The sequence below is a fragment of the Chamaesiphon sp. OTE_8_metabat_110 genome, assembly GCF_031382685.1.
Taxonomy (GTDB): domain Bacteria; phylum Cyanobacteriota; class Cyanobacteriia; order Cyanobacteriales; family Chamaesiphonaceae; genus Chamaesiphon.
In genome coordinates, this window is the sequence record NZ_JANMZA010000444.1 from 1 (window position 1) to 23,752 (window position 23,752).

The following is a 23,752-nucleotide window of genomic DNA, read 5'->3' on the forward strand; positions in this document are numbered from 1 at the left end:
CACGATCGATCCCAAAAGTCCCATCGATCGCGCTGGATCGAGCTTAACGGGGGCACTCACGGCATAAGGGGTACTGCGTTTCGACTGGTTATCGCGGCTGAGGGTGGCACCTTGCCAGATATGCACGACAAAGCCAGCAAATACTAAGATTTCTAAGCCGTGCAACACCCAATTATGCCGCAACAGCTCGGCAGTACGATCGAATAAAAGCCCCCCGTCAGCCGCCAAAATGGTGGCATTCAAACCCAAATGCACGACTAGAAACAGCGTCAAAAATAGTCCCGTACCCGCCATGATGACTTTGCGATCGATCGAAGAAATGTAAAAGTTAGATGATTTCATATCGATCGATTATTGCATCAATTATTCTCAAAAACTATCTCATCGATCGCACTCAAGCAGTTGTCATTGCGATCGAACGCTGTAGGTAGTATGGCAATAGCTAAGATCGTCGTTAGGACGGTTTTTAATTAGTCCGCGTAGCGATCGCGCACGCCTCTGTTCCCCGACGGTTTGCGACTGAAATCGCGCTGAGGTTCCCTCAGCGTGCGTTTCAGTCAAGACAGCGAATCAAGACAGGCGCACTTGGCACCATGAGCCGAGACTTCCAGTCTCCAGGCTCTCCTTAACCCGAACTGACGTTTGTTAGCTGATTAGTGTCAAAAATCGTTGTAGCGTCTTCGATGCCGATCGATCTTTTGCATCTACATCCCAACAGCGATCGAGATATTCAACCTGTTGCTCGGCAACTAATTCATCCATTAGTAATCCGAGTAGAGTTCGCCAGATGCGGTCGATCCCAAATTTAAATCCACCACGATTGTAAGCTGAATTATCGATCGGATCGGGAACTAGTTCTAGTTGCTTGTAAACTTCCCATCGGTCGCGATCGACACTAGCTTTGTTACGGTCTAAATATTTCATTGTGAACCTCCTCAATTGGTTAATTGCAGGAGGCACTTCCAAACCTGTCACCACACACTCTAGACTATCTGAGATGTATGTCCGAATCTTTTTCTGTGCCCTACGATACTTTTTAGTATAACAGCTAGGGTGGCGATCGTAAATAGCTCCATCGACAGATCTCCACCCCCATATTTCCTGACTGACACCAATCTAGGAAACTGTTTCCAGTCGAGCAGATTTGTAGGCAGCCCAGCCACCGAGATCGGAGATATCCGGCCAATTGTGGCGTTCTATTAGTGCTTGCGGATAGAAAAATGCCGTGGCAACTTCCCCATCGATGAGTTTTACCTCTGTGGGGTACATGTGGGGCGGTTCATTGGTTGCTAAGTATTCAAACTCCGCTGCTGTCATTTCGTAGATTTCGCCAGGAATTGAAATTCCGCCGATATCGACTTGATAGATTGCTGGGTGCCAGCCATTTTCGGCGGCATGTAGTCGATAGAGCGGCTCGGTACTCACGGCGCGGATAAATTTGGCGTTGCCTAAATTCGAGTGATCTGGTTGTCCGCGCAATGCCGAACCACAGATAAAAATTTGGTGTTTGGTGATAACTGTCTGATTCATACCATTTCTCTCAAGATAATTATGCTAGTTTTGGGTTTATTGGCAAGTTGGCGCGGTTTTTGAGCTGGGGCGCGATTGGAATTTTTTTGAGTTGCTGCGGAGATCTTTACCCCACCCCAGCCCTCCCCTTATAAAGGGGGGTTGGGGGGGTAAGCCCAGCTACATCGAAGTCCCACCGACTTATGTAGACACCGTAGCCTCCTGGGAGGGGATTTTATAGAGGCAAATTAAAATACTGTGTACAGTATACAATAAAAATACGTTAAGCTAAAGCGTAATCTATGACCTCGATCGACTATCCACGCGATTTAGTCGGCTATGGGCGGAACCAACCACATCCCCAGTGGCCAGAACAAGCTCGAATTGCCGTTCAGTTTGTAATTAATTACGAAGAAGGTGGCGAAAACTGTCTTTTGCACGGCGATCTGGCATCGGAGGCGTTTTTGTCCGAGATTGTGGGTGGGGTGCCGTTTGTAGGGCAACGACACATGAATATGGAGTCTTGTTATGAATATGGTAGTCGGGCTGGTTTTTGGAGGTTATATCGACTGTTTATCGATCGACAAATTCCGGTCACAGTCTACGGAGTAGCGATGGCATTAGCCCGCAATCCCGATGCGGTTGCTGCCATGCTGGAAGCTGACTGGGAGATTGCCAGTCATGGCTACAAATGGATCGAGTACAAGGATTTTACCGAGTCAGCCGAACGCGAACATATCCAAAAAGCGATCGCAATTCATACTCAAGTTACGGGGCAACGTCCCACCGGATGGTATACCGGACGCAATAGCCCGCATACTCGCAAATTAGTCGTCGAAACTGGCGGATTTCTCTATGACTCAGACAGCTATGCTGACGATTTACCCTATTGGACGCATGACTATGGTAGACCGCATTTGGTCATTCCCTATACTCTCGACAATAATGACATGCGATTTGCGACAGCTCAGGGCTTTAATTCGGGCGACCAGTTTTTTGCCTATCTGCGCGATGCTTTCGATCTCCTGTATGCCGAGGGCGAAACCGCACCCAAAATGATGAGCGTGGGCTTACATTGTCGCTTAGTGGGCAGACCCGGACGGGCGGCGGCGTTGGTGAAATTTTTGGACTACGTGCAGCAACACGATCGCGTCTGGCTATGTCGTCGCATCGATATCGCCCAGCACTGGCATCAGTATCATCCGTTTTAATTGGGAGGGGGAGACGGGGAGACAAGGGGACGAGGGGACTAGGAGACGGGGAGACGGGGAGACGGGGAGACAATATGATAGAGCAGAATTAACAAAGAACAGGCGTTTAAATTCCCACACTAATAACCCAGTTCTCAATTCTCAATTCTCAATTATCAATTCTCAATTATCAATTATCAATTAATTTAAGATGAACCATCTCAAAGTAATTATTATCGGGGCGGGGATTGGGGGATTGACAGCCGGAATCGCGCTCAAGCAGGCGGGTTACGAAGTGGAAATTTACGATCGAGTCGCCACATTGCGCCCAGTAGGAGCGGGAATCTCCCTCTGGTCGAACGGGGTCAAAGTGCTGAATCGACTGGGTTTAGGGGCGGAAATTGCCGCGATCGGGGGTGAAATGAATGCGATGGAATATCGCAGTAAAACTGGAGAATTGCTCAATCATATCGACTTGATGCCGCTGATCGATCGCGTCGGGCAGCGTCCGTATCCAGTCGCCCGTCGGGATTTACAAGCCATGCTACTCGCCGCATTTCCTGGGCAAGTATATCTCAACCATAAATGTATCGACTTTGAAGAATCTGAGACTGAGATCGCGGCAATCTTTGAAAATGGTCATCGTACCAGTGGTGACTTAATTATTGCTGCCGATGGCATTCGATCGCAATTTCGCAAACAGATTCTAGACGAACCTGTCGAACCCAAGTATGCGGGATATATCAACTGGAATGGATTGGTGCCCGCCGATGAAAAATTAGCACCGCAAAATACCTGGAGCATCTATGTCGGCGAACACAAACGCGCGTCCCTGATGCCTGTGGGCGACTCACGCTGTTATTTCTTTTTAGATGTCCCGCTCCCACCAGATAATTACGCGACACCAGATAGTTATCGAGCCGAATTAAAGGCGCATTTTCACGGCTGGGACGAACCAGTGCAGCAACTGATCGATCGACTCAATCCCGCCGAAACTGCCCGCATCGCCATTCACGATATGGGACCGATCGATCGCTACGTGCGGGGGCGAGTGGCACTTCTGGGCGATGCGGCTCATGCGACTTGCCCCGATCTCGGACAAGGCGGCTGTCAAGCTCTCGAAGATGCCTGGGTATTGAGTAATTATCTAATTGCCACGAATATCAGCGTACCGGATGCCCTGAAGCGTTACGAATCCGAACGTAAAGAACGCGCCAATGCTGTCGTCGCCAAAGCGCGTCAACGCGCCGAACAAATCCACGGGTGCGATCCTGATGTGACGCTGGCTTGGTATCAGCAATTGAAAAATGAGCCGCCGGAAGATGTTACTGGTGCGATCGCTAAAACCATCTTAGGTGGCCCTTTGCGATGAAAAATTACAGGTATGGTCTTTTGGGGGTGATGCGAAGATCTACCCACCCCGCCCTTCGGGCACCCCTCCTTGGAGGGGATTTTTCCGGCTCCCTCCCCTTTATAAGGGGAGGGTTGGGGTGGGGTAAAGGACTACGATCTTGCTAATAGACTTATGGGTAAAACAGGCGAAAACGAAGCCTATTAGGGCGGCACTGCGTTAGATTCTCCATCTTCAAAATTCCCATAGATCCACCTGATTTCCAATTATGGCTGGTAAATTAACAACCCACGTTCTAGACACAGCCCACGGCTGTCCCGCCGCAGGAGTTGAAATAATCCTCTACTCGATCGCATCTCCATCAGAAAATCGCACCTTAATTACTCAAGTTTATACCGATCGAGATGGACGTACCGAGAAACCTTTGCTTGCCGATGGGGATTTAAAAATTGGCGAATACGAACTAGTGTTCGCGGTGGGCAGTTATTTCGATCGTACTCAGGCTAATTTACCTAAACCAGCATTTCTCGATCGCATTCCTATTCGCTTTCAAATTGCCGATATTGAGGCACATTATCATATACCTCTACTGGTTTCACCATGGTCTTATAGTACTTATCGAGGCAGTTAATTTAATTGAGAATTGAGAATTGAGAATTGAGAATTGAGAATATATTGCGACATTTCTTGAAATCTATGGTTTATTCCCTTAGTCAAATTAATCGGATGGATCGATCGCAATTGATTCAAGCACTGGGTGAAATTTTTGAACATACACCCACTGTTGCTGCCCAAGTATGGTGCCAACGACCATTTGTATCGATCGAGGATTTACATCAGAAAATGATGACGATCGTTCTAGGATTCGATCGCGAGCAAAAGTTGGCTCTAGTGCGCGCTCATCCCGATTTGGGTAGCAAGGTCAAAATGGCAGCAGCATCGGTGCAAGAACAATCAGGTGCTGGCTTAGATCGGTTGAGTGAGGATGAATATGTTAGGTTTCAACAACTCAATCGATCTTATCTAGAAAAATTTGGTTTTCCCTTTATTGTTGCCGTTAAAAACCATACTAAATCGAGCATCATAGCAGCATTCGATCGCCGCTTACAGAATTCAGCCGATGAAGAATTAGCTAACGCGATCGAGGAAATTAGTCAGATCGCCCGGTTTAGATTGTTAGCAATAATCGATTCCCCTTCTGCTAAGGCAGACGCTGTGCCTAAGGCAGGCTTCGCCAACGCGAACGGGGACGCTACGCGAACGAGTTGAAAGTCACATCATCTAACCTATTTATTACTTATTACTTATTACTTAATTAAATTCATGACAATTACATCATCACCGATTCTCAGTGAATTAAAAATCGATGCCGCTAGACTCGATCGCAGCCTAGCCGAACTCGCCGAAATTGGCAAGCTACCCCAAGGTGGGATCAGTCGCGTGGCGTTTACACCTGAAGATTTGCGCGCGCGTAAATTGGTGCAAACTTGGATGGTTGCAGCCGGAATGACCGTGAGGACGAATGCGGCTGGTAATATTATCGGTCGTTATGAGGGTCTAAATCCAGATGCAGGAGCGATCGCGACCGGATCGCATATCGATACCGTGCCGACTGGTGGGCGTTATGATGGTTGTCTGGGCGTGCTGGCGGGGATTGAAGTAGTGCGGGTTTTACACGATCGATCGATCCGACTGTACCACCCGATCGAGGTAATTGTCTTTACCGATGAGGAACGTTCGGTAATTGGCTCGAAGGGAATGGCGGGGGAGGTATTAGAAGATGCCAGTTATTATGCCCGTTTGGATGGTACCCCGATTCAGGAATGTCTCGATCGGATTGGTGGTGATTGGGCGCAAATTGCGACAGCCAAACGCAAATCTGGCGAGATGGTGGCGTTTATAGAGCTACATGTCGAACAAGGTGGTGTCTTAGAACATCTCGATAAACCGATTGGGATTGTGACAGGAGTTGTTGGGCAATACCGATTTGCCGTCAACGTTATCGGACGCGCCAATCATGCTGGCACTACCCCGATGAATCTGCGGAAAGATGCCCTAGTTGCCGCCTCCGAAATCGTCCTAGCTGTGAATAAAATCGCCCGCTCGATCGATGGCGACCAAGTTGCCACTGTCGGCTATCTCAATGTGTCGCCCAATGCCACTAATACGGTGCCTGGAATGGTCGATCTGCGAATCGACATGCGAGATCTCTCGGAGGAACGTTTGCAACTGCTGACGGCGAATCTCAAAGCCGAAATTATCACCATTGCCAGAACTACCGAGACGGCAATTTCGATCCAGCAAACGCTGCACATTCGCCCTACATTAGCAGATCGCCAAATTATGAAATCGATCGAGGGCGTCTGTCAAAATATGGGTTTAGCTTACACCCACATGCCCAGCCGCGCGGGACACGATGCCCAAGAAATCGGTCGGTTTACAGCTATGGGGATGATTTTTGTCCCCAGCCGCGCGGGAGTCAGTCATTCCGCAGACGAGTATACTTCGCCTGAAGAATGCGATCGTGGTGCTAGTGTTTTATTACAGACTTTTCTCCAACTCGATAATTTTCATGTGAAAAGTAACGCAGCAAAATCTTCAATAATTAATAATTAATAGTTAATAATTATAACTACCTCTCCTTTACCCTTTACCCCTTCCCCTTTACCCCTTTCCCCTCATCAAGGAGCATCACGAATGCAGAAACTCCATAATGTCCCCTTCTTGGACTAGATATTCCTTCCCTTCACTGCGTAGGACGCCTTTATCCTTGGCAGCTTGCATCGAACCAGTCGCAACCATGTCAGCGTAGGAAATGGTTTTGGCGCGAATAAAACCTTTCTCGAAGTCCGAGTGAATCACACCTGCGGCTTGGGGTGCAAACATCCCCGCTTTAATCGTCCAGGCGCGAGTTTCCTTCGGCCCTGTGGTAAAGTAGGTGCGAAGTCCGAGCAGATGGTATGTCGCGCGAATGAGGGATTTTAAACCGCCTTCAGATACACCTAATGATTCGAGAAATTCGGCTTTCTCTTCCGCTGGTAGTTCGAGGAGTTCGGCTTCGACTTGGGCGGAAACGATCGTTACCTGAGCATCTTCTTTAGCCGCAAAGGCTCGAACCTGCTCGACAAAATCATTACCTGTGGCTAAATCCTCTTCCGCTACATTGGCGGCATAAATCATCGGTTTGCGAGTGAGCAATCCCAACCCTTTAATACTTTCGCTTTCTTCATCCGTGAGTTCGACTTGACGCGCGGCTTTACCTGCGTTTAAATCGACGAGCAGTTTTTCGAGAGCGACGACTTCGATTTGGGCTTCTTTACTAGTTCTGGCGGTTTTTCTGGCTCGATCGATCCGTTTTTCGATTTGGTCGATGTCGGCTAAAATCAGTTCGAGATTGATGACTTCAATATCCTGCTGGGGATCGACAACGCCGGAAACATGGATGATATCATCGTCCTCAAAACAGCGGACGACTTGGACGAGGGTATCTACTTCCCGAATGTGGGACAGAAATTTACTGCCCAAACCTTCTCCCTGACTAGCACCTTTCACCAATCCGGCGATATCGACGAATTCTACCCGCGTGGGGACGACACTCTCGGAATTCACCATATCGGCAAGGACTTGCAACCGTTCGTCAGGAACCGAGACGCTACCGACATTCGGCTCGATCGTGCAAAACGGATAGTTAGCAGCTTCAGCTTTGGCATTGGCAACTAGGGCATTAAATAATGTCGATTTGCCCACATTCGGCAGTCCAACGATTCCGGCTCTTAGCATTTTAGTCTCAAGTGATGACAACTTCCCTGGCTCGATTATACGCGATCGAGCGATCGGAGGGGAAGATAGGGGACTGGGGGATGGGAGACTAGGAACTTTAAATAAATAAGTTAGGATGAGTTAGTGAATATGCTGTCCATACACGATCGGGACACACAACCGTGACAGCCACATCAATCGATCTCCCAGTCCCCTCGTCCCAATTTAGCAACACCATCGCCGTGACTAGACACATATTCAAGGAGCTGCGTCCCGAAAGCTACCGACATCCGCTAGATCGGCAAGCACTGATGAATCTAGAGAAGATGCCCGGTTTATCGCTGCTGCTCAAGAAGATTAATGAGTATGGGATCGATCGATTGGTGCGTTTGCAAGTTCAGGGTGAAGATTTTCGAGTCAATGATGCCAACTTCCCCGCATTGCATCAGGCATTGCTCGAAGCGGCAGCAATTTTAGATGTCAGTCCCGTGCCCGAATTATATCTGCATCGCGGCACGGGATATATAGTTTCCTATGCGATCGGTGTCGAGCAGCCCGCGATTGGCGTTAATCTAGAGGCGATGGAATGGCTTTCCCATGAGGAATTACTATTTTTACTCGGACACGAACTGGCGCGCGTCAAGAGCGGTTATCTAGCTTATCAGCAGTTGTCTATTGTCATGCCAATGTTGAAAACCGTGGTGAGTACTACCACCTTTGGATTGGGTGGATTAGCAGCTAATGGGGTGGAAGTCGCGCTGTACAATTGGATTGTGATGTCTAAATTTACTAGCGATAGGGCGGGTTTACTTGCCTGTCAAAATCTCGATACTGCTATCTCGACATTGATGAAATTGAGTGGATTGCCTCACGAATATCTCAATAAACAAACGATCGATGCCTTTGAAACGCAAGCCCGACAGTTCGATGTTAATAGTATCAGTAATCTCGATCGCCTCACCAAGATTGTTGGCTTTATGAATTACCAAAGTCCCTGGGGTGTGATGCGTGCCTCACAGTTACTCGCATGGGCGGATTCAGGGGAATATTCCCGATTGCTGGAATTTTCGATTTAATCTAACTTGCGTTGCGTAGTCTTAGGCATTTAGGATAATAGCAGAATCGGTATTCGCGGCGCGATCCGAAAGCAGCCGAATACCTTGATGTTCGCACTCGCCGAGCGGTATTTATATGTCCCAATTTAACCCTTGCATCACCGATGATGGTTCGTATACTTTTTTTTCGGAAGAGTTTGGACAGACTTTTCATAGTAAATATGGTGCGCGGGAAGAGTCGATTTATAAGTATGCCATTCCGACTTTATTAGCCCAAAAAGCTAGTCGCGGTCATTTGCGGATTTTGGATATTTGTTATGGATTGGGTTACAATAGTGCGGCTGCATTAGCAGCGATATGGCGATCGCATCCCGATTGTACTGTGGAGATTATCGCGCTAGAACTCGATCGCGCCGTGCCAATTTCGGCGATCGAACATAATTTACTTGGTGACTGGGAAGAGCCGATTCCACAACTATTGACTCGATTTGTGGGTGCAGGAATAGTTGAAACCGAACGCTTAAAAGCACAATTAATTTTTGGCGATGCCCGTCAAACGATCGGGCAAGTAATCGCCCGAGAATTTACAGCCGATGCTATTTTTCTCGATCCATTTTCACCAACTGCTTGCCCGCAATTGTGGACGCTCGAATTTATCGATCGAGTAGCGAAATGCTGCGCCTCAGATGGGATAATTGCTACTTATTCATGTGCTTCAGCAGTGCGAACTGCGCTAGTTGCCGCTGGATTATTTGTCGGCGATACTAGTCCCGTCGGCAGAAAATCACCAGGCACGGTTGCGAGTTTTACGGCATCACAAATATCCCCATTATCGCAACAAGAACTCGAACATTTGCAGACGCGCGCAGCGATTCCTTATCGCGATCTAACCTTATCAGATTCGATGGCTAAAATTATCATTCGCCGCGAACTTGAGCAGGATGATTGTGGCTTGGAAACTACGTCCCAATGGAAAAAACGCTGGAGGAAATAATTGAGAATTGAGAATTGAGAATTACTATAATTCCTTCCTACCCAATAAGCACAATAGCCACTATTCACTATTCACTATTCACTATTCACACTTCGGCTGTCGCTCAGCACAAGTCGCTCAGTGCAAGCTATCCACTATCCACTATTCACTATTCACTATCCACTATCCACTATCCACACTTCGGCTGTCGCTCAGTGCAAGCTATCCCCTACCTGCTATCTACTCAACGTCCGCAAGAACCGCCCCAAACTGGCGAATAAACTCGGCGATTTAGTCGCAGTAGGATTATCGCCTGAAGCTGGGTTAGCAGGCATCAGGAGCGCGTCTAGCTCGTCGCCGACGGGTTTGTGTGGTGATTCGGCAAGGAGGGTATAATCATCGTCTTGCTCCAGCCAGACTTGCCAGAGATCGGGGTAGCAACGGTAGAGGGCAGCGGCTTCGAGGGGTTTGATATAGTAGGCACAGGTGAGAGTACTCAAAAACCTGTCGCGGAGCTGTCTGGCGGCATAACCGATGCCTACGATTGCAGCATCTTCAAGTTTGGGTAAGAATAAGATGACGGGACGAGATCCTACAGCATTACATAATTGCTCGACTTGGGCAACTTCGATCGCTGATGGTTCGATCGCGATAAATAATTGGTCTTCGGGTTGAATTTTAGTTTCAATTGGCGACCGACTATTGCCCAAATCGTCGATTTTAAAGTTCAGATCCTGCCAATCCCGCTTGGCTAGAGCAGCAGCACCAGTATCGGGGAAGAATACCTTGAGGGTATTGCCACGATCGCTAAATGATTCGATAAATAGGCGTGCCAAATTCATCGACTTGAGTTCGGGAATGGCGATCTCGATCGTAATCCGTTGGTGTCCCGCTGCGATCGCAGCTAAGGCGGCGGATTGAGCCAGAACGATCGAGTCTTCGAGGGTGGTGGGGAGTTGTGACATGGCACGGTGAAAAACTAAGACGCTCGCGATCGGGTGCTGAGGATGATGCTGGTATCCAACCACTGTAACGCGATCGCGCCCGATCTCGACAACCGTGGGGCGCAACTGGCATGATTCGTAATCGATCGCTAATCAGATGGCAACAGCGATAAAATTCGATACGGACGTTTGCCCCAATAACTTCCCGGTGCAAAGCTAGTTTCCTTTACACCCGTACTCGATTGAGCGCCAATAAATTTGCGGCTCTTCACATCGGTAACGATCCCCATGTGTGCAGATCCGCCGCCGACTGATGGGAAAATAATTACATCGCCAACGATCGGCGATTTGGTTGGGGCGAAGTCCGGATCGCGTAAATACTCATCCGCCATCCGGTAATCATAACCCTCGAAAATTCGATTGTAGACCGCATAGACAAAGTGAGAGCAGTCCACGCCATTTTTATCTTTACCGCCATAGCGATAGCGGGTACCTTGCCAGGATTTGGCTTCAGCCGCCACCGTAGACAGATCTTCAGATGTTAATACGTTCGCGGGTTCGGGGCTGTCGTTGGCACTTGCTGGCAAGATTGAGGCAGCACAGATCGCGGCACAGAGCAGAATTTTACGGTACATAATCTCGCATAGTGGGTAATTTTTCCCAACCCCATTCTCAGAATTTTGGGGATAGCTCAGCCATTCCCCCAAACTTTCTCAGTCATCAGGCTGAGTCGAAAGCTATTGCACTCTTACAGTTAAATTACCCACATCCAAGCCGATATCGATCGTCAAATCTTGCATAAGAACAAAGTTAGTAGTATTTTAGGGGATGGTGGATAGTGGATAGGGGATAGTGAATAGTGAATAGTGGATAGCGGTAGATAGCTTACCTATTACCTTTTACCCTTTACCCATTACCCCTTACCCAAACTTAGAAACCGCCTGACAACCCTTGAGATACCATCGCCACGGCAAATCTACCCCCTGTGTCAGTCCGATGCGGGTGGTTTGGGTAAGTTCGTTCGTGCCGAGATCGAGCTTGGCTTGCCAATCGATCGAGCGGTGTTCGATCCACATCGCTTGTCCAGAGCCGAGTTCTAATTTAGTACCGTAAAGAGCTAAGTTAATTTGCATCGCCAGACAGAGTTTCCCTGGCCCTGCGGCGGCTTTGATGGGCTTCTCCTTGGGTTTGAGCAAAATGGTAATTAGTGTCTCTGGAGTCAGCTCTAGCGCCCGAATTAGCACGGCACTGGGCGCACCGATTCGATCGGTCACGACATTCACGCAATGATAGATCCCATAAATCAAATACACATAGATATATCCCGGCGCACCAAACATGATCTGATTGCGTTTGGTTTGTTTGCGATAGGCATGACAAGCCGGATCGCCTTCTTGATATGCTTCGGTTTCGACAATGATGCCGCGTAACTGGGTACCGTCGGGAAGTTGACGCACTAACGTACACCCGATTAAATCCGGTGCGACACTGACCGCCGATCGATCGAACCATGCGGTGGGAATAACTGCTTCCATATTTTCTGTACTCGACGATTGATTGATACCCAAGCGGTATCTTCAGTGCAATGTAACGCAGTAGCGCTCGATTGAAATCTTGAATGATTACAATTGTCTTACTTTAGATAATTCATACATTTTTCTGACTTTATCACTGAATTTCTGGCGCACTTCATCAGGAGCAAAGATGGTGAAATCTTCCCCATAACGTAACACCTCACGAAAGAACCAGAAAGTGCTACTTATCGCTCTTACTACTCGCCGTCGCTCTTGTACCCATTCATTTTCCAGATCGGCTCCTGTTTTGCTGTGGTATCCAAAAGCCAAGCCATTGAGCAAGTAAAACTCGACTGAAACTAGATCTAGTTCAGAACGCCATTTACCTTTGATTTCTACAATACTACTCTCATCAGGAATGCGATCGAGTCGCAAACACCAATTGTGTTGTAAGGCTTCAATATCTTGATTGCCTAAAGTCTCCGTACACCATACGTCCAAATATAGCCGTTGCTCGTGGGGTACTATCTGAGCGTGGTAAATCGAGAATTCTGATACCTTTCCTGCGGCATCCTGGTAGGACAGCTTAAACGGCTGCTGCTTGCGAATTAGAGCATCTATCTTAGATCGCAATGGTGGTTTGATATCTGCGACAAATTTCTCTAGCTCGGCTCTGAGCGGCAGGGATAACTCAGATCGATCGAGTAATAGCTGAGTAATAATCAATGCAGCCGATCGATCCCCCGTATCTACAAGCACCTGACGGGCATGATTGAGCGCGTTAATGCGGTCGGGATGCCAATCATGATTTGCCGCTACTCTGAGCTTATTCTGGGCGATCGCTTCTAGCAATTTGGAAATATTCGGCTTGTCACCCCAAGTGATGTCTAGCTCTGCGGCTAGCTGCTGGAGTCGGAGTTTATCCTGCTCTTTCAGCGATAACGTAATCGCGCGTCCTTTGATTGTCATAAATGTACGGATACTATTTACCTTTTAGCTCTTGCCAAACCCATATTTTCGAGTCATGATGGACTCGTCGATAGTATAAAGCTTTTATATCCTTATAATTATCCAAAATATAACGAGCTAACGATCGAATAAAAATACTGCAACCAATGGTTGCAGTATTTGGGTAAAGACAAAACTTATCCCTGAAAGGGGTTTCGATTAACATTGAGAAGAGAAGAAAAATGCTCAAGCGGCTGCGGATTCTGAATGATGAACCAAAAAGTTTGGACGAAATCTATTTTAGTGAAATTAGACCTCGGTTGTATGAGTTGCATTCCGAACATACACAGCATGGATCTCGCCAAGGGCAAACTTTAGCAGAACATCTTGATTCAGCTTGTCAGTTTGTTTTGACTGTTAGTAAAATTGCTGAAGTCCCCGAACAGTATCGATCTTGCATATTAGCTGCAACCGCAGTTCATGACTTAAATAAGTTGGATAAAAAGGGTCGCAACGTTAAAACATTAGCACGCGATCGAATATTCTTACGCGAACAATTAAACTTGGCGAATGTTGGCATATTAATTAAAACAGAGGAAGATTTAGAATTAGCTAGAAAATTAATCGAACGTCATTCTGGTCATACAGCTAGCGACGGAATGCGATTTTTACCAGAAGACGAAAATATTAAACGTTGGGCGGCGATGCTAATTGGTGGTGATTTATTCGATCTAGGAATTGATGAAAATATCAGAATTCGTAAGATTGAAACTGAGCTAACTGTGGCTTTTAGCCGTCCTAGTAAAATATTTAAAATTACATTGTCAGAGGATCGCGGCTATCTGACTGCATTACTTTTACTCGCATGTGAAGAAGTTCTATCTCAAAAAGGATTGAACGTACTAACGGTAGAACCCCATCAACAAATGTTTGAAGGATCGGTATTTCCGGCTGGAGATTTGACGACTGAGATTGCCCAGAAATGGCAACATAAAATTGATAGTGTATTTAGTGGGAATGTCGAACAACTCGTTAAAGCTACTAAGGATGGAATAAAAGTTGATGCTCAGGCTATTCAGCAAAATCCAGTAGCAGCAATCGAACAAGTAGAAATATTGCTAACTAAAAAAGTAAGCGGATACAAGGCAGATAAAGTAACTCAGGATATTATTAAATATGGTGATGATGCTGGAGAAGATGCTGTTATTGCTGCACAACTCTTAGGATTAACTCCGGTTACAAATGCTGATGAGTTTGCGATTGCGGAAGGTTTAAAAGCTGCTTATTTGAGCTATCGAGCGGGTAAACTAAGTCCGACAATAGCATGGGATCGGATTGCCTTACACATGGGACTAAGTCCCGAACAAAGGATTGCATTAGAACCATTTAATCCACAATATGGTCGAGGATTATTTGCTGCAAAAGCGATCGAGCGAGGTATCGATCGAATTCGGATTGCCATTAGCGACTCTTTCCAACTTCGTCAGAGTGAGGAGGAGATAGATGTTAGTCAAGAAATGATATCTGCCGTGGGTAAATTGCTCAATTTTTCTACTGGTTGGCATGGATTTAGTGAGCTGACAGCTTATATTGAAGCAAATCCTCGACAGCGTTGTTCTTTGGGAGCAACTTCGACAACAGTAGATGAGTTAATCTCTGATAAAATGCCTCCAGGCACCAAAGTACAGGTATTTTCAAATCGATTGCCTGGGGGGATGAGTGCCGAGCCTAAACGTCGAGCAGATCTACTTTCAGCTCTATCATATCAACTGATGACAGTTGGTGCTAACTTTCCTAAAAATAATAAAGAAGATCCGATCTATTTACATTTTTCTTTACCTTCAGGCTCTAGCCCTAAGTTTAGGTCTATTTGGCAAAAATGGATGAACGCTCGAGTAGCTAGTAATGCTGAAGGGGGAACAATTACATTTGACGATCTTCAGCTTTATCGCGATGATATATTGAATTTAAAGCCGAATAAAGTCGTAGGTATGGCTCTACCTAAGCGATCGGAATTTAGCTATGCTACCGTGCCGATTCCCACGCTGTGGGGTGATGTTAATAATTCGATCGCTTTATTAAAGTCACTCCGTCTAGCACTAGAAATATCTCTCGCCCCCGATTTTGGACTACCGTTTATCATTAGTGGCAATTTGGAAATAGAGCCAGATTGGAGTGCCTTTGGTAGGATAGAAGGTATTCCTGCTGTTTTACAGCCATTATTAGGATCTGGTGTTTATCACCGCCAAGATTCTAATAAATCAAATCTGACAGCGGAGGAAGTTTTAAATAGATTAACATGTTTGGGCAAATTGACGATCGCTGTTGCTAGTCTTCAGAAAAAGGATGATTGTTTTTACGATTTAGCTCGAGCGACAAGACGACCACTCGATCTTTATTATGTCTTGTTACGTTGGATATTACGAGAACAAGAAAGTCCTAATTTAGAAGCTATTTGGAATCGGATTTGCACCCCGTTATATTGTTTATTGGAGAGTCTAATGTCTGAAGAACATAATTTAGTTTCAACATACCTCAAGCAAGCGGCTCATTTAGCCGCAGTTGCTCATTTGCAAGGTAGTTCGTTTCGGCGGACATCCCAATCCGAACCATTCACAGAATTTATTAGTGCAGTTAAATCAAGAAAATCTCCTATGGACTGGGATACAGTTTTTGCATCACTAGTTGAGCAATATTATACTCGCCAAGATCGCATCAATAAAAGTGAATATCGTATTGGTAAAACCAAATACGAGCAAATCCAGCAATATTATCAAGTTTTAAGGCAGCTATTTGATGAAGTTTATCACTCTCGTCCTGAAAAATTGCTGACTGATAGTAAAACCTTGGGAGCAGCTTACTTATTCTTTTTACAAGAAGCTCGTCGAGAATTGAAAGACCTCAAAGATCTAGCTGAAACTAAGACCAACGCTGAAACTACAACTAACTAGAATAAATTATTATGTCGATCGAAGCCCTAAATCTTTTTCTCGCACCTAGCTACGAAAACTTTCCCAAAGGACGTACCATCGGAATTGTCGTACTCAGAACCACCCAATCTGAAACTATTTTTCGGACAGAAGGATCTGGCGAACCAATGTGTAGTGAATATGTGCAAGCAGGAGTTGTAGATTTTACTTCTATTCCCCGCCTAGTGATGACTAAACGCAAACAAATTGCCCCAGAGCGACGACGGGGTAGAGAATTTTTGAGATCGCACAATCTACTTCACACAGCACCAAAACACAATAATATTTGTGCCCTAAATACTAATGCTCCGTGTGAAATGTGTATTGATTGTTTTCTGTATGGCTTTGCGGCTGGGGGTGAAGGGGCGCAAAAAAGTCGAGTTTGGACTGAGGATGCTTTTAGTATTTTGCCAGCTAATGATGTCATTGGCGATCGCACCATCAATGCGATTTTTGAAACTGGCACGATGCGGGATGAAAAGGGAAATCCTTCAACCGCTCTTAATACCAGCGAGTATATCAAGCCTGGAGTCCACTTCCTGGATGTGGTGACATTTAAAGACTTAACGGCTGATGAACTACGTTATGCTCTCGGCAACATTTTACTCACTAGTCGTTACGGAGCCGTCTCTAGTCGGATTGGGAGGATGGAAAATCAAATTCTAGGGGTATTTGGTGGTTTTGCTGAATTACCAAGCTCGCTGGAGCTAGTACAGGGCGTACATGACAATCTGGCTGGCAGCAAGGATGCGCTCGAACATCCGCTCCAGCCACAGGCTTTAATTACAGCGATCGAATCTGTAATCGCCAATTGGACAAATAAACGAGGCGTCTCAATCCAACTTTCTAAAAACCAACTTGACGAATTAATTGCCGATGTTGATAAACATTGGGCACTCGATTTGCAGTTTGAATTTCTCAATCGTCTCGATGAATCTTACCAGCCATTTCGGATTGTGAAAAATAGTGATGGGCAAACAACAAAGTCCAAAAAGGCGGGTAAATAACCCATGCAACAACTAGAAATCCCACTAACTGACTCCACATTGCCATTCCAAACTGCTAGATCGATTGAAATATGGTGTGCTGAACCGATCTTTTTTGCATCAAGAGAACTTTCAGATGTTTACTATACAGAAGGCACAATTGGTAACTATGCTCTCGCCTATGCTCTGGGCTGGGCAAGATCGCCTTATCGTCTCACCGGAACAGATACTCATCGTCCCCGTTATATCGAAGATTTAGTCCCAATTGCCGACAATTGCTATATTTTGCCAGCTTATCCAGTTACAGGTAACGCATCATTTCGGTTCGAGCGATTTAATGCTTTGTCTGATTCTTATTGGTATGCAATGACAAATAATCGTGTTGCGACTGCACGAGCAGATTTACCACTTAGGCGGACTGGTAAAAAACCCAGTACCTTTCGCCCAAGTAACTTTCCTCAGACGGGAAGGCTCCGCACGATCGAGCGAGGAAATCGATTTCAAACATTAGTATTTGGCAATCTAGAACTGCCTGAATATATCCGTGTTGGTAAGTTCATGAGTAAAGTCAGAATCGATATTAAGCAAGAATTTCAGGTGACTCTACTTCCCCTTAGTGAGTACAACTCTAACGTTTATCTGAGTGCCGCAGATCTCCCAGTTAACCTAGATTTGATTGCCTTCGATACGATCTCGATTCCACCTGTCTCCTTACTAAAAAATCTCCGGTTTCGTGGTGCCGCTTGGCAAATTGGCGACTTTATCTTACCTGCGAATCTAAAATTCTGTGGAGGAGATCGACATGAGTAATATCAACATCGAGCTGGAAGACCGTAGCATCTCAAGCTGTGTAAATCCATCACTACCCCCAGATTTAGCCAGAGCGTTCGAGCATGGCATCCTTCAACACCAAAATGATGTATATGAATCTGCTAAAACTCATGACATTATCCTCGACTTGGCACAAACTGGTACGGGTAAAACCAAAGCTGGGTTAAGTATTTTAGATCTAAATCGTAGCAAAAATGCTATTTATATTGCGCCTACGAATGCTCTAATTACCCAACAAACTAAAGCCGCCACAGAATTTGTTGAAAAGTCTGGTTTACCGCATATTGTCAAATCGGCATCAGCCAAAGATATCAAAGGTTGGCGAAATGATTTAGTCGGCGATAGAGCTGGTGAGAAGTTATATAATGTACTGCGGGAACCAGCGACAATTTTTCCCGAATGTGGTGGTGGTAGACCGTTATTGCTAGTAACTAATCCAGATATATTTTACTATGCCACATTCTTTCTCTATCGTCAGCTCGATCGTAGTAATATTGCCAGTGTTTTTTACAATAGTTTTTCTACTGTTATCTTCGATGAGTTTCATCTCTATGATGCCAAACAACTTGTCAGCTTATGCTTTTACTTAGCCCTGTCTAAAGAGTTTGGTTTCTTCGAGCATAATCGTAAAATTGTTTTATTAACAGCAACACCAGAACCAGCTTGCGAACAAGCTCTCAAAACTCTCACCCAGTCTGGAGTGAAAATTGCTCATATTGATGGTGAAGCTCAATCTAACATGCTGACACCATCTCAAACAGCAGTAGGATTAGAAATCCGTAAACAGCCAGAAGAGCGAGATTTATTAGTTACTGAGATTGCTGACAAAGTCATTGATAATTTACAAAAATATCCTAGTTGTAATGGTGCCGTAATCTTAGACTCTAAAGATCTAATTGGTCGAATATCAGATCGACTCAGAGCAAAAGGATTAGAGAATGTTTGTGGTCGAATTACTGGCGATACACCAATCGAACAACGACATACCGCCGCCCAGAAACAAGTAATTCTTGCTACTAGTACTGTTGATATCGGATTTAATTTCGATCGAGAAGTAAATTCGGATCGTCAAAATCTAGATTGGCTGATATTTTCAGCTCGCGATCGATTCTCATTCTGGCAAAGAATTGGGCGGGTTGGGAGAGTTTTGGGTAAGCAACAAACGAACACTCCTTCAACTGCAATTGCTTACCTCCCAGAGCAAGCATGGATGCAAGGTATTGAAAAATTAGACTGTAGTGGTGGGCGATTATCTTTACGTCAAATCCTTGAAAGTTTGGAGTGTATGAATCGTCCATTTCTAGAAATTTACTGGAAATCAGAAGCATTTTTAGAAATTGCTAGACCATTATTAGAACTAGAAATGTCGTTGGTAAATTTACCAGCAGAATCTTTAGTATCAAATCTATATCAAACCCTCCAGCAGTTATTTGGAGGTAAAAGAGAATGGGACTATTACAGGCGGCGAATTAAAATACTAGTTAGTGCAGAGGATATCGCGCGTAAAACTATTCCAGAGATACAGAAAGATTGGAAATATATCAAGCACAGTCATAATTTTCTAATGAGTTTTCTCAAGGCTAATTGTCCAGAAGACTTTGAAGATATCAAACAGAACCGTAAACCATTACGAGATGTTGAATCAAAAGTAAAATCCGATCCAGAAATCGCTGGATACGTTCATGAATACGCCAGGATATTGAAAAGTAGCTACGCGCCACTATTTAAGTTTAGAGACAGTTTATTTGAAAATATCCAAGTATATGACCCCCATAATCTAATCTTAGATGAAGTCGGCGAAACTAATCTCGACCCGATCCATCTACTGCGCTTTCTTGAATTTGTAACTGATGGCGATCGAGTTGAAATAGTATCTCGCGCTGAGAAGCCATACAACCTATCATTCTCACTGTGGGTTGAAGATTTAACAGAATTTAAGAACACCCAATTATGCAAATTATACGCATTTGAAAATTGCAACATTAAAAGAATGTCCGGTGATAATGTGCGATCTACTCAGTTACCAGAATCTTTGAATATAGCGATCAGTAAAAACTTAATGTCGGGAGTAATTGTAAATGAAACGGCAAAAAATCGGTGGGCAATTATTAAGCTCCAAAAGCAGGGCTTAGAAAGTTATCGACTGGATGTTTATTCGCCTGATTCCTCATCACCGAAACAATTTACTTTCTTTCCTAGCTTATCAGGTATTTTAGCAATTGCCAGCGCAGGTATAGCCCTAAAATGCCCCGACGAAGAGGACTTTTGGGTGGTTTGAATGTAAATTTGCAATCTTCTATATCGATAGTTTCATTTCTGCTGCTAGTGGGGAAGGGCGGATTTGAATTAAATCTCTATCAAAAACGTTATCCTTAGCATAAACAAAGCCATCTACAGATCTGTGTATTTCATTAGGATAGAAAACGCCATAATTTTATTCACTTTATGCCCCACAGTCTCGTTCTCAATCTGATTCCTCGATCGACAATATATCCTGATTTTCTCACTGGGCGACACATGCACGCCTTATTTCTCACTCTCGTTAGTGCTGTCAATCGTGAATTGGGTGACAAGCTCCATGAAGCCAAGACTGACAAGTCATTTACCCTCAGTCCGCTTCAGATTCAAGCACAGCGGCTGCGCGAACCCCTGCAATATCAGCACCGTCAACCGATTCCCGTTGGCACCCCTTGCTGGTGGCGAATTTCGCTATTGGACGATCGATTATTTGGGCAACTTACTCAGCTTTGGCTCGATATTAATCCCCAACACTCTTGGCATCTGGGTGCGGCAGATTTAATCGTTACTAGTATTCAGGGCACCCCCCAATCTATTCAGCCCTGGGCGAATGCCTGTAGTTATCAGGAATTATTCGATCGAGCCTCCGACTCTAATCGTACCTTACGGTTGACTTTTGTGACACCTACAAGTTTTCGTCAAGGAAGTTTTGATAGTGCTTTACCAACGCGAGAATGTATATTTAATTCGCTTCTTTCTAAGTGGTTGAAATATAGTGAAATTGAAATAACAGATCTAGCAATCGGATCGATCTTTCCTAGTGCCTTCGACATCCGTACCGAAGTAAGTAATGACTATATCGGTAAATTTATCGGTACTGTCGGCGATGTCAAGTATCAAATCATGGGCGATGTTTCACCGCTCCAAATCAAACAACTAAATGCTTTGACCGATTTTGCTCTTTATGCCGGAGTAGGTAGGAAAACACCAATGGGGATGGGGATGACACGCCGCTTATGAAAACTGAAACTGACTACATTTCTATTGCCTCGCTCAATCAATATAATTACTGTCCCCATCGCTGTTGGCGGATGTTTTGTGCGGGTGAATTTGTTGATAATCAATATACGATCGAAGGCACTACTTTACACGATCGCGTGCATACAGTCGGTGATAGTCATCGAGAAGAAACTTAGCAAGTCAGGGCAATTTGGCTCAAATCCGATCGATATGGACTAATCGGCAAAGCAGATTTAATCGAGGAGCAAGATGGACAAATTTACCCAGTCGAATATAAGCGCAGTGCCAAAGGTGAATTTGCTAATGATGAATTACAAGTTTGCGCCCAAGCTCTCTGTTTAGAAGAAATGACTGGGAGACAGATCGATCGAGGTTATATCTATTATTTCCACTCTCATCAACGTCAATTAGTCGAGCTTGATGAAACTTTGCGGAATAGTACGATTAGATCGATCGCATCGGTTCGCCAACTTTTAGCCACAGGTAAAATGCCCAAACCCATCTACAATCCTCGCTGTCAAGGCTGTAGCCTCCAGACTCAATGCCTCCCCAAAGCAGCAAGCAAAGTAACCAAATATCAAGAAGATTAAAAATGAGCGAGGGAGGAACCACGCACATCAAGACTGACTTCGGCGGAGACTTTTACCCCCCAACCCCCCTTATAAAGGGGAGGCTCTAACTCCCTCCCCTTTATAAGGGGAGGGTTGGGGTGGGGTAAAGATCTACGCAACAACTCAAACAAACCAAACCAGGAAAACTATGGGCACAGTTTATATCACTCAAGAAGACTCATTCATCGGCAAAATTGACGAACGCTTGCATGTCAAACATGAGAAAACTCTCCTCCTCGATGTCCCCCTCATCAAAATTGAAGGAGTCGTAATTATGGGACGAGCCACAGTTTCACCCGCATTATTGATGGAATTACTCGATCGCAAAATCCCCCTCACATTCCTGACTAGAACGGGTAAATACCTGGGCTGTCTAGAACCACCTCTAACTAAGAATATCTTCATTAGGTCGGCACAATGGGCAGCCGCCCGCGAAGATCGAGCCAAAGCGATTCATGTCGTGCGTGGTTTTGTACGCGGCAAACTCAAAAATTATCGGATTGCCTTACTTCGCGCTCAAAGAGAACATCCCGAAATTGAGCTAGCAGCGGCAATAACCCGCCTAGAACGAGCGATCGAGCCAATCGATCGCACAGAGCAGATCGACTCGTTACGTGGCCTAGAAGGGGCTGGTAGTGCGGCTTACTTTGGGAGTTTCGAGCGGTTAATTCGCGCTGAGGGTTTTAGTTTTAAATCTCGCAATCGTCGTCCGCCAACAGATCCCGTCAACGCTTTATTGAGTTTCGGTTATTCACTCTTAGCACACGACATTCAAAGCGCGATTAATATTGTTGGTTTCGATCCATATTTGGGCTATTTACATACCGAACGTTACGGAAGACCATCTTTGGCGCTAGATTTGATGGAGGAATTTCGACCGTTGGTGGTTGATGCGATGGTGTTGTCGGCTTTAAATCGGAAGATGCTAACGGTGGGTGATTTCACAACCGAACCGTTGAGCAATGCCGTATCACTATCAAATGAAGGTAGAAAGACTTTTTTGCGGTTGTACGAGCAAAAGAAGCAGTCGAAATTCAAGCATCCTGTATTGCAGAAACAATGTACTTACCAGGAAGCCTTTGAGCTTCAAGCGCGATTGCTGGGTAAATATCTGATGTCTGAAACTGACAAATACCCACCCCTCATTCTCAAATAAATTTCCCTTCTGTCCCATTTATCCCCCCCCGTCCCTATGTTCATGGTGATTTCTTATGATATTTCTGAAGACAAACGCCGTACTAAAATTCACAAAATGTTGAAGTCTTACGGTCAGTGGATGCAGTATAGTGTGTTTGAGTGCGATGTCACGGATAGTCAATATGCAAAGCTCAGGGCGCGATTGAGTAAGATGATTAAGCCAGAGGAGGATAGTATTCGGTTCTACTTTCTGTGTGCTTGCTGTCATCCCAAAGTGGAGCGGATTGGTGGTGAGACGGTGCGAGATGAGACGATATTTTTCGCTTGATGCGCGAATGGGTAGGTGTTGGTGATGGAGATCTGCAACAGCGGCTGGATGATTTGGCTGAGGCGGGTTTTAAGGATCTTGATGAAATCTTCATCCGCGCAGTGGCTAGAAGCTTTCGTATTCAAGCATCTCAGGCTCGATCGAAAGGTTCGATTTATAGGCGATCGTCAATTTGAATGTTATTATTGATTTATTCGCGCTAATGTACCTTGAAAACCAAATCACACAAGGTTTTCAGGCTCCCGCCAGCGAAATCGACTCTAAACCCTTATAGGGATTGAAACAATTAAAAGATCTCAAGGTCGGAGACAAACTCAAGGAGCGAGCGAAATCGACTCTAAACCCTTATAGGGATTGAAACTTGGGATTAGACGAGGGATTAAATAACC

At 45.3% G+C, this 23,752-nt stretch carries 22 protein-coding genes and 2 pseudogenes; 16 read left to right on the top strand and 8 right to left on the bottom strand.

Annotated elements, in window-relative coordinates; genetic code table 11:
• The 3 genes and pseudogenes from RMO52_RS16235 to RMO52_RS16245 form a co-directional block, all read right to left on the bottom strand.
• Positions 1 to 342: pseudogene (locus RMO52_RS16235) on the bottom strand (succinate dehydrogenase); the annotation flags it as partial.
• Positions 343 to 645: 303 nt separating this feature from the next.
• Positions 646 to 924, bottom strand: coding sequence for a hypothetical protein (locus RMO52_RS16240; RefSeq protein ID WP_310416179.1), 279 nt, complete (start codon positions 922 to 924; stop codon positions 646 to 648).
• A 192-nt stretch (positions 925 to 1,116) separates the two neighbouring features.
• Positions 1,117 to 1,530 carry a gamma-glutamylcyclotransferase gene (locus RMO52_RS16245; protein ID WP_310416182.1) on the bottom strand — a complete coding sequence of 138 codons (414 nt, stop codon included), beginning with the start codon at positions 1,528 to 1,530 and terminating at the stop codon, positions 1,117 to 1,119.
• A gap of 281 nt (positions 1,531 to 1,811) precedes the next feature.
• Here RMO52_RS16245 and puuE point away from each other — a divergent pair, with 281 nt between their 5' ends.
• The 5 genes from puuE (at position 1,812) to RMO52_RS16270 (ending at position 6,666) form a co-directional block, all read left to right on the top strand.
• Entirely contained in the window at positions 1,812 to 2,720 is a 909-nt protein-coding gene (gene puuE, locus RMO52_RS16250; protein WP_310416184.1) for an allantoinase PuuE, read from the top strand.
• Between the two features lie 190 nt (positions 2,721 to 2,910).
• Entirely contained in the window at positions 2,911 to 4,071 is a 1,161-nt protein-coding gene (gene hpxO / locus RMO52_RS16255) for an FAD-dependent urate hydroxylase HpxO (protein ID WP_310416187.1), read from the top strand.
• 247 nt (positions 4,072 to 4,318) lie between these two features.
• Positions 4,319 to 4,681: a hydroxyisourate hydrolase gene (gene uraH, locus RMO52_RS16260; protein WP_310416190.1), complete on the top strand. Its 363-nt coding sequence runs from the start codon at positions 4,319 to 4,321 to the stop codon at positions 4,679 to 4,681.
• 65 nt (positions 4,682 to 4,746) lie between these two features.
• Positions 4,747 to 5,319, top strand: a complete 573-nt coding sequence (gene uraD / locus RMO52_RS16265) for a 2-oxo-4-hydroxy-4-carboxy-5-ureidoimidazoline decarboxylase (RefSeq protein WP_310416194.1) — start codon at positions 4,747 to 4,749, stop codon at positions 5,317 to 5,319.
• Positions 5,320 to 5,373: 54 nt separating this feature from the next.
• The gene (locus RMO52_RS16270) at positions 5,374 to 6,666 is read left to right on the top strand and encodes a Zn-dependent hydrolase (RefSeq protein ID WP_310416196.1); all 1,293 of its coding nucleotides are present in this window, start codon (positions 5,374 to 5,376) and stop codon (positions 6,664 to 6,666) included.
• 75 nt (positions 6,667 to 6,741) lie between these two features.
• On the opposite strand, the gene ychF is transcribed toward RMO52_RS16270, so the two are convergent.
• Positions 6,742 to 7,830, bottom strand: coding sequence for a redox-regulated ATPase YchF (gene ychF / locus RMO52_RS16275; protein WP_310416199.1), 1,089 nt, complete (start codon positions 7,828 to 7,830; stop codon positions 6,742 to 6,744).
• A gap of 161 nt (positions 7,831 to 7,991) precedes the next feature.
• Here ychF and RMO52_RS16280 point away from each other — a divergent pair, with 161 nt between their 5' ends.
• Positions 7,992 to 8,885, top strand: a complete 894-nt coding sequence (locus RMO52_RS16280; RefSeq protein WP_310416202.1) for a M48 family metallopeptidase — start codon at positions 7,992 to 7,994, stop codon at positions 8,883 to 8,885.
• Positions 8,886 to 9,000: 115 nt separating this feature from the next.
• The gene (locus tag RMO52_RS16285; protein WP_310416205.1) at positions 9,001 to 9,858 is read left to right on the top strand and encodes an MnmC family methyltransferase; all 858 of its coding nucleotides are present in this window, start codon (positions 9,001 to 9,003) and stop codon (positions 9,856 to 9,858) included.
• Between the two features lie 215 nt (positions 9,859 to 10,073).
• Here the strand turns inward: RMO52_RS16285 and RMO52_RS16290 are convergent, their stop codons facing one another.
• The 4 genes from RMO52_RS16290 to RMO52_RS16305 all read right to left on the bottom strand — a co-directional run bounded on the left by RMO52_RS16290 (position 10,074) and on the right by RMO52_RS16305 (position 13,264).
• The gene (locus RMO52_RS16290; RefSeq protein ID WP_309742561.1) at positions 10,074 to 10,907 is read right to left on the bottom strand and encodes a DUF1995 family protein; all 834 of its coding nucleotides are present in this window, start codon (positions 10,905 to 10,907) and stop codon (positions 10,074 to 10,076) included.
• Positions 10,908 to 10,930: 23 nt separating this feature from the next.
• Positions 10,931 to 11,416 (bottom strand): NlpC/P60 family protein, encoded by a 486-nt coding sequence (locus tag RMO52_RS16295; protein WP_310416210.1) that lies wholly within the window; start codon positions 11,414 to 11,416, stop codon positions 10,931 to 10,933.
• 285 nt (positions 11,417 to 11,701) lie between these two features.
• Positions 11,702 to 12,316: a DNA-3-methyladenine glycosylase gene (locus RMO52_RS16300; protein ID WP_310416214.1), complete on the bottom strand. Its 615-nt coding sequence runs from the start codon at positions 12,314 to 12,316 to the stop codon at positions 11,702 to 11,704.
• Between the two features lie 87 nt (positions 12,317 to 12,403).
• Complete coding sequence (locus RMO52_RS16305) at positions 12,404 to 13,264, bottom strand: WYL domain-containing protein (RefSeq protein ID WP_310416217.1); 861 nt, start codon at positions 13,262 to 13,264, stop codon at positions 12,404 to 12,406.
• A 221-nt stretch (positions 13,265 to 13,485) separates the two neighbouring features.
• Between RMO52_RS16305 and RMO52_RS16310 the strand changes: the two genes are divergently transcribed.
• The 9 genes and pseudogenes from RMO52_RS16310 to RMO52_RS16355 all read left to right on the top strand — a co-directional run bounded on the left by RMO52_RS16310 (position 13,486) and on the right by RMO52_RS16355 (position 23,539).
• Positions 13,486 to 16,194, top strand: coding sequence for a CRISPR-associated protein Csc3 (locus RMO52_RS16310; RefSeq protein ID WP_310416220.1), 2,709 nt, complete (start codon positions 13,486 to 13,488; stop codon positions 16,192 to 16,194).
• 11 nt (positions 16,195 to 16,205) lie between these two features.
• The gene (gene cas7d / locus RMO52_RS16315; protein ID WP_310416223.1) at positions 16,206 to 17,219 is read left to right on the top strand and encodes a type I-D CRISPR-associated protein Cas7/Csc2; all 1,014 of its coding nucleotides are present in this window, start codon (positions 16,206 to 16,208) and stop codon (positions 17,217 to 17,219) included.
• Positions 17,220 to 17,222: 3 nt separating this feature from the next.
• Positions 17,223 to 18,008 (top strand): type I-D CRISPR-associated protein Cas5/Csc1, encoded by a 786-nt coding sequence (gene cas5d / locus RMO52_RS16320; protein ID WP_310416227.1) that lies wholly within the window; start codon positions 17,223 to 17,225, stop codon positions 18,006 to 18,008.
• Positions 18,001 to 20,307 (top strand): type I-D CRISPR-associated helicase Cas3', encoded by a 2,307-nt coding sequence (cas3, locus tag RMO52_RS16325; RefSeq protein WP_310416230.1) that lies wholly within the window; start codon positions 18,001 to 18,003, stop codon positions 20,305 to 20,307. Before cas5d ends, cas3 begins: the two co-directional genes overlap by 8 nt.
• A gap of 167 nt (positions 20,308 to 20,474) precedes the next feature.
• Positions 20,475 to 21,287 carry a CRISPR-associated endoribonuclease Cas6 gene (gene cas6, locus RMO52_RS16330; RefSeq protein WP_310416234.1) on the top strand — a complete coding sequence of 271 codons (813 nt, stop codon included), beginning with the start codon at positions 20,475 to 20,477 and terminating at the stop codon, positions 21,285 to 21,287.
• Positions 21,284 to 21,877 (top strand): annotated as a pseudogene (gene cas4, locus RMO52_RS16340) (CRISPR-associated protein Cas4). Before cas6 ends, cas4 begins: the two are co-directional and overlap by 4 nt.
• Positions 21,878 to 22,046: 169 nt before the next feature.
• Entirely contained in the window at positions 22,047 to 23,054 is a 1,008-nt protein-coding gene (cas1d, locus tag RMO52_RS16345; protein ID WP_309738123.1) for a type I-D CRISPR-associated endonuclease Cas1d, read from the top strand.
• A 36-nt stretch (positions 23,055 to 23,090) separates the two neighbouring features.
• Positions 23,091 to 23,363 carry a CRISPR-associated endonuclease Cas2 gene (gene cas2 / locus RMO52_RS16350; protein ID WP_310416239.1) on the top strand — a complete coding sequence of 91 codons (273 nt, stop codon included), beginning with the start codon at positions 23,091 to 23,093 and terminating at the stop codon, positions 23,361 to 23,363.
• The gene (locus tag RMO52_RS16355) at positions 23,363 to 23,539 is read left to right on the top strand and encodes a hypothetical protein (protein WP_309738126.1); all 177 of its coding nucleotides are present in this window, start codon (positions 23,363 to 23,365) and stop codon (positions 23,537 to 23,539) included. Before cas2 ends, RMO52_RS16355 begins: the two co-directional genes overlap by 1 nt.
• Positions 23,540 to 23,752 lie beyond the last annotated feature (213 nt).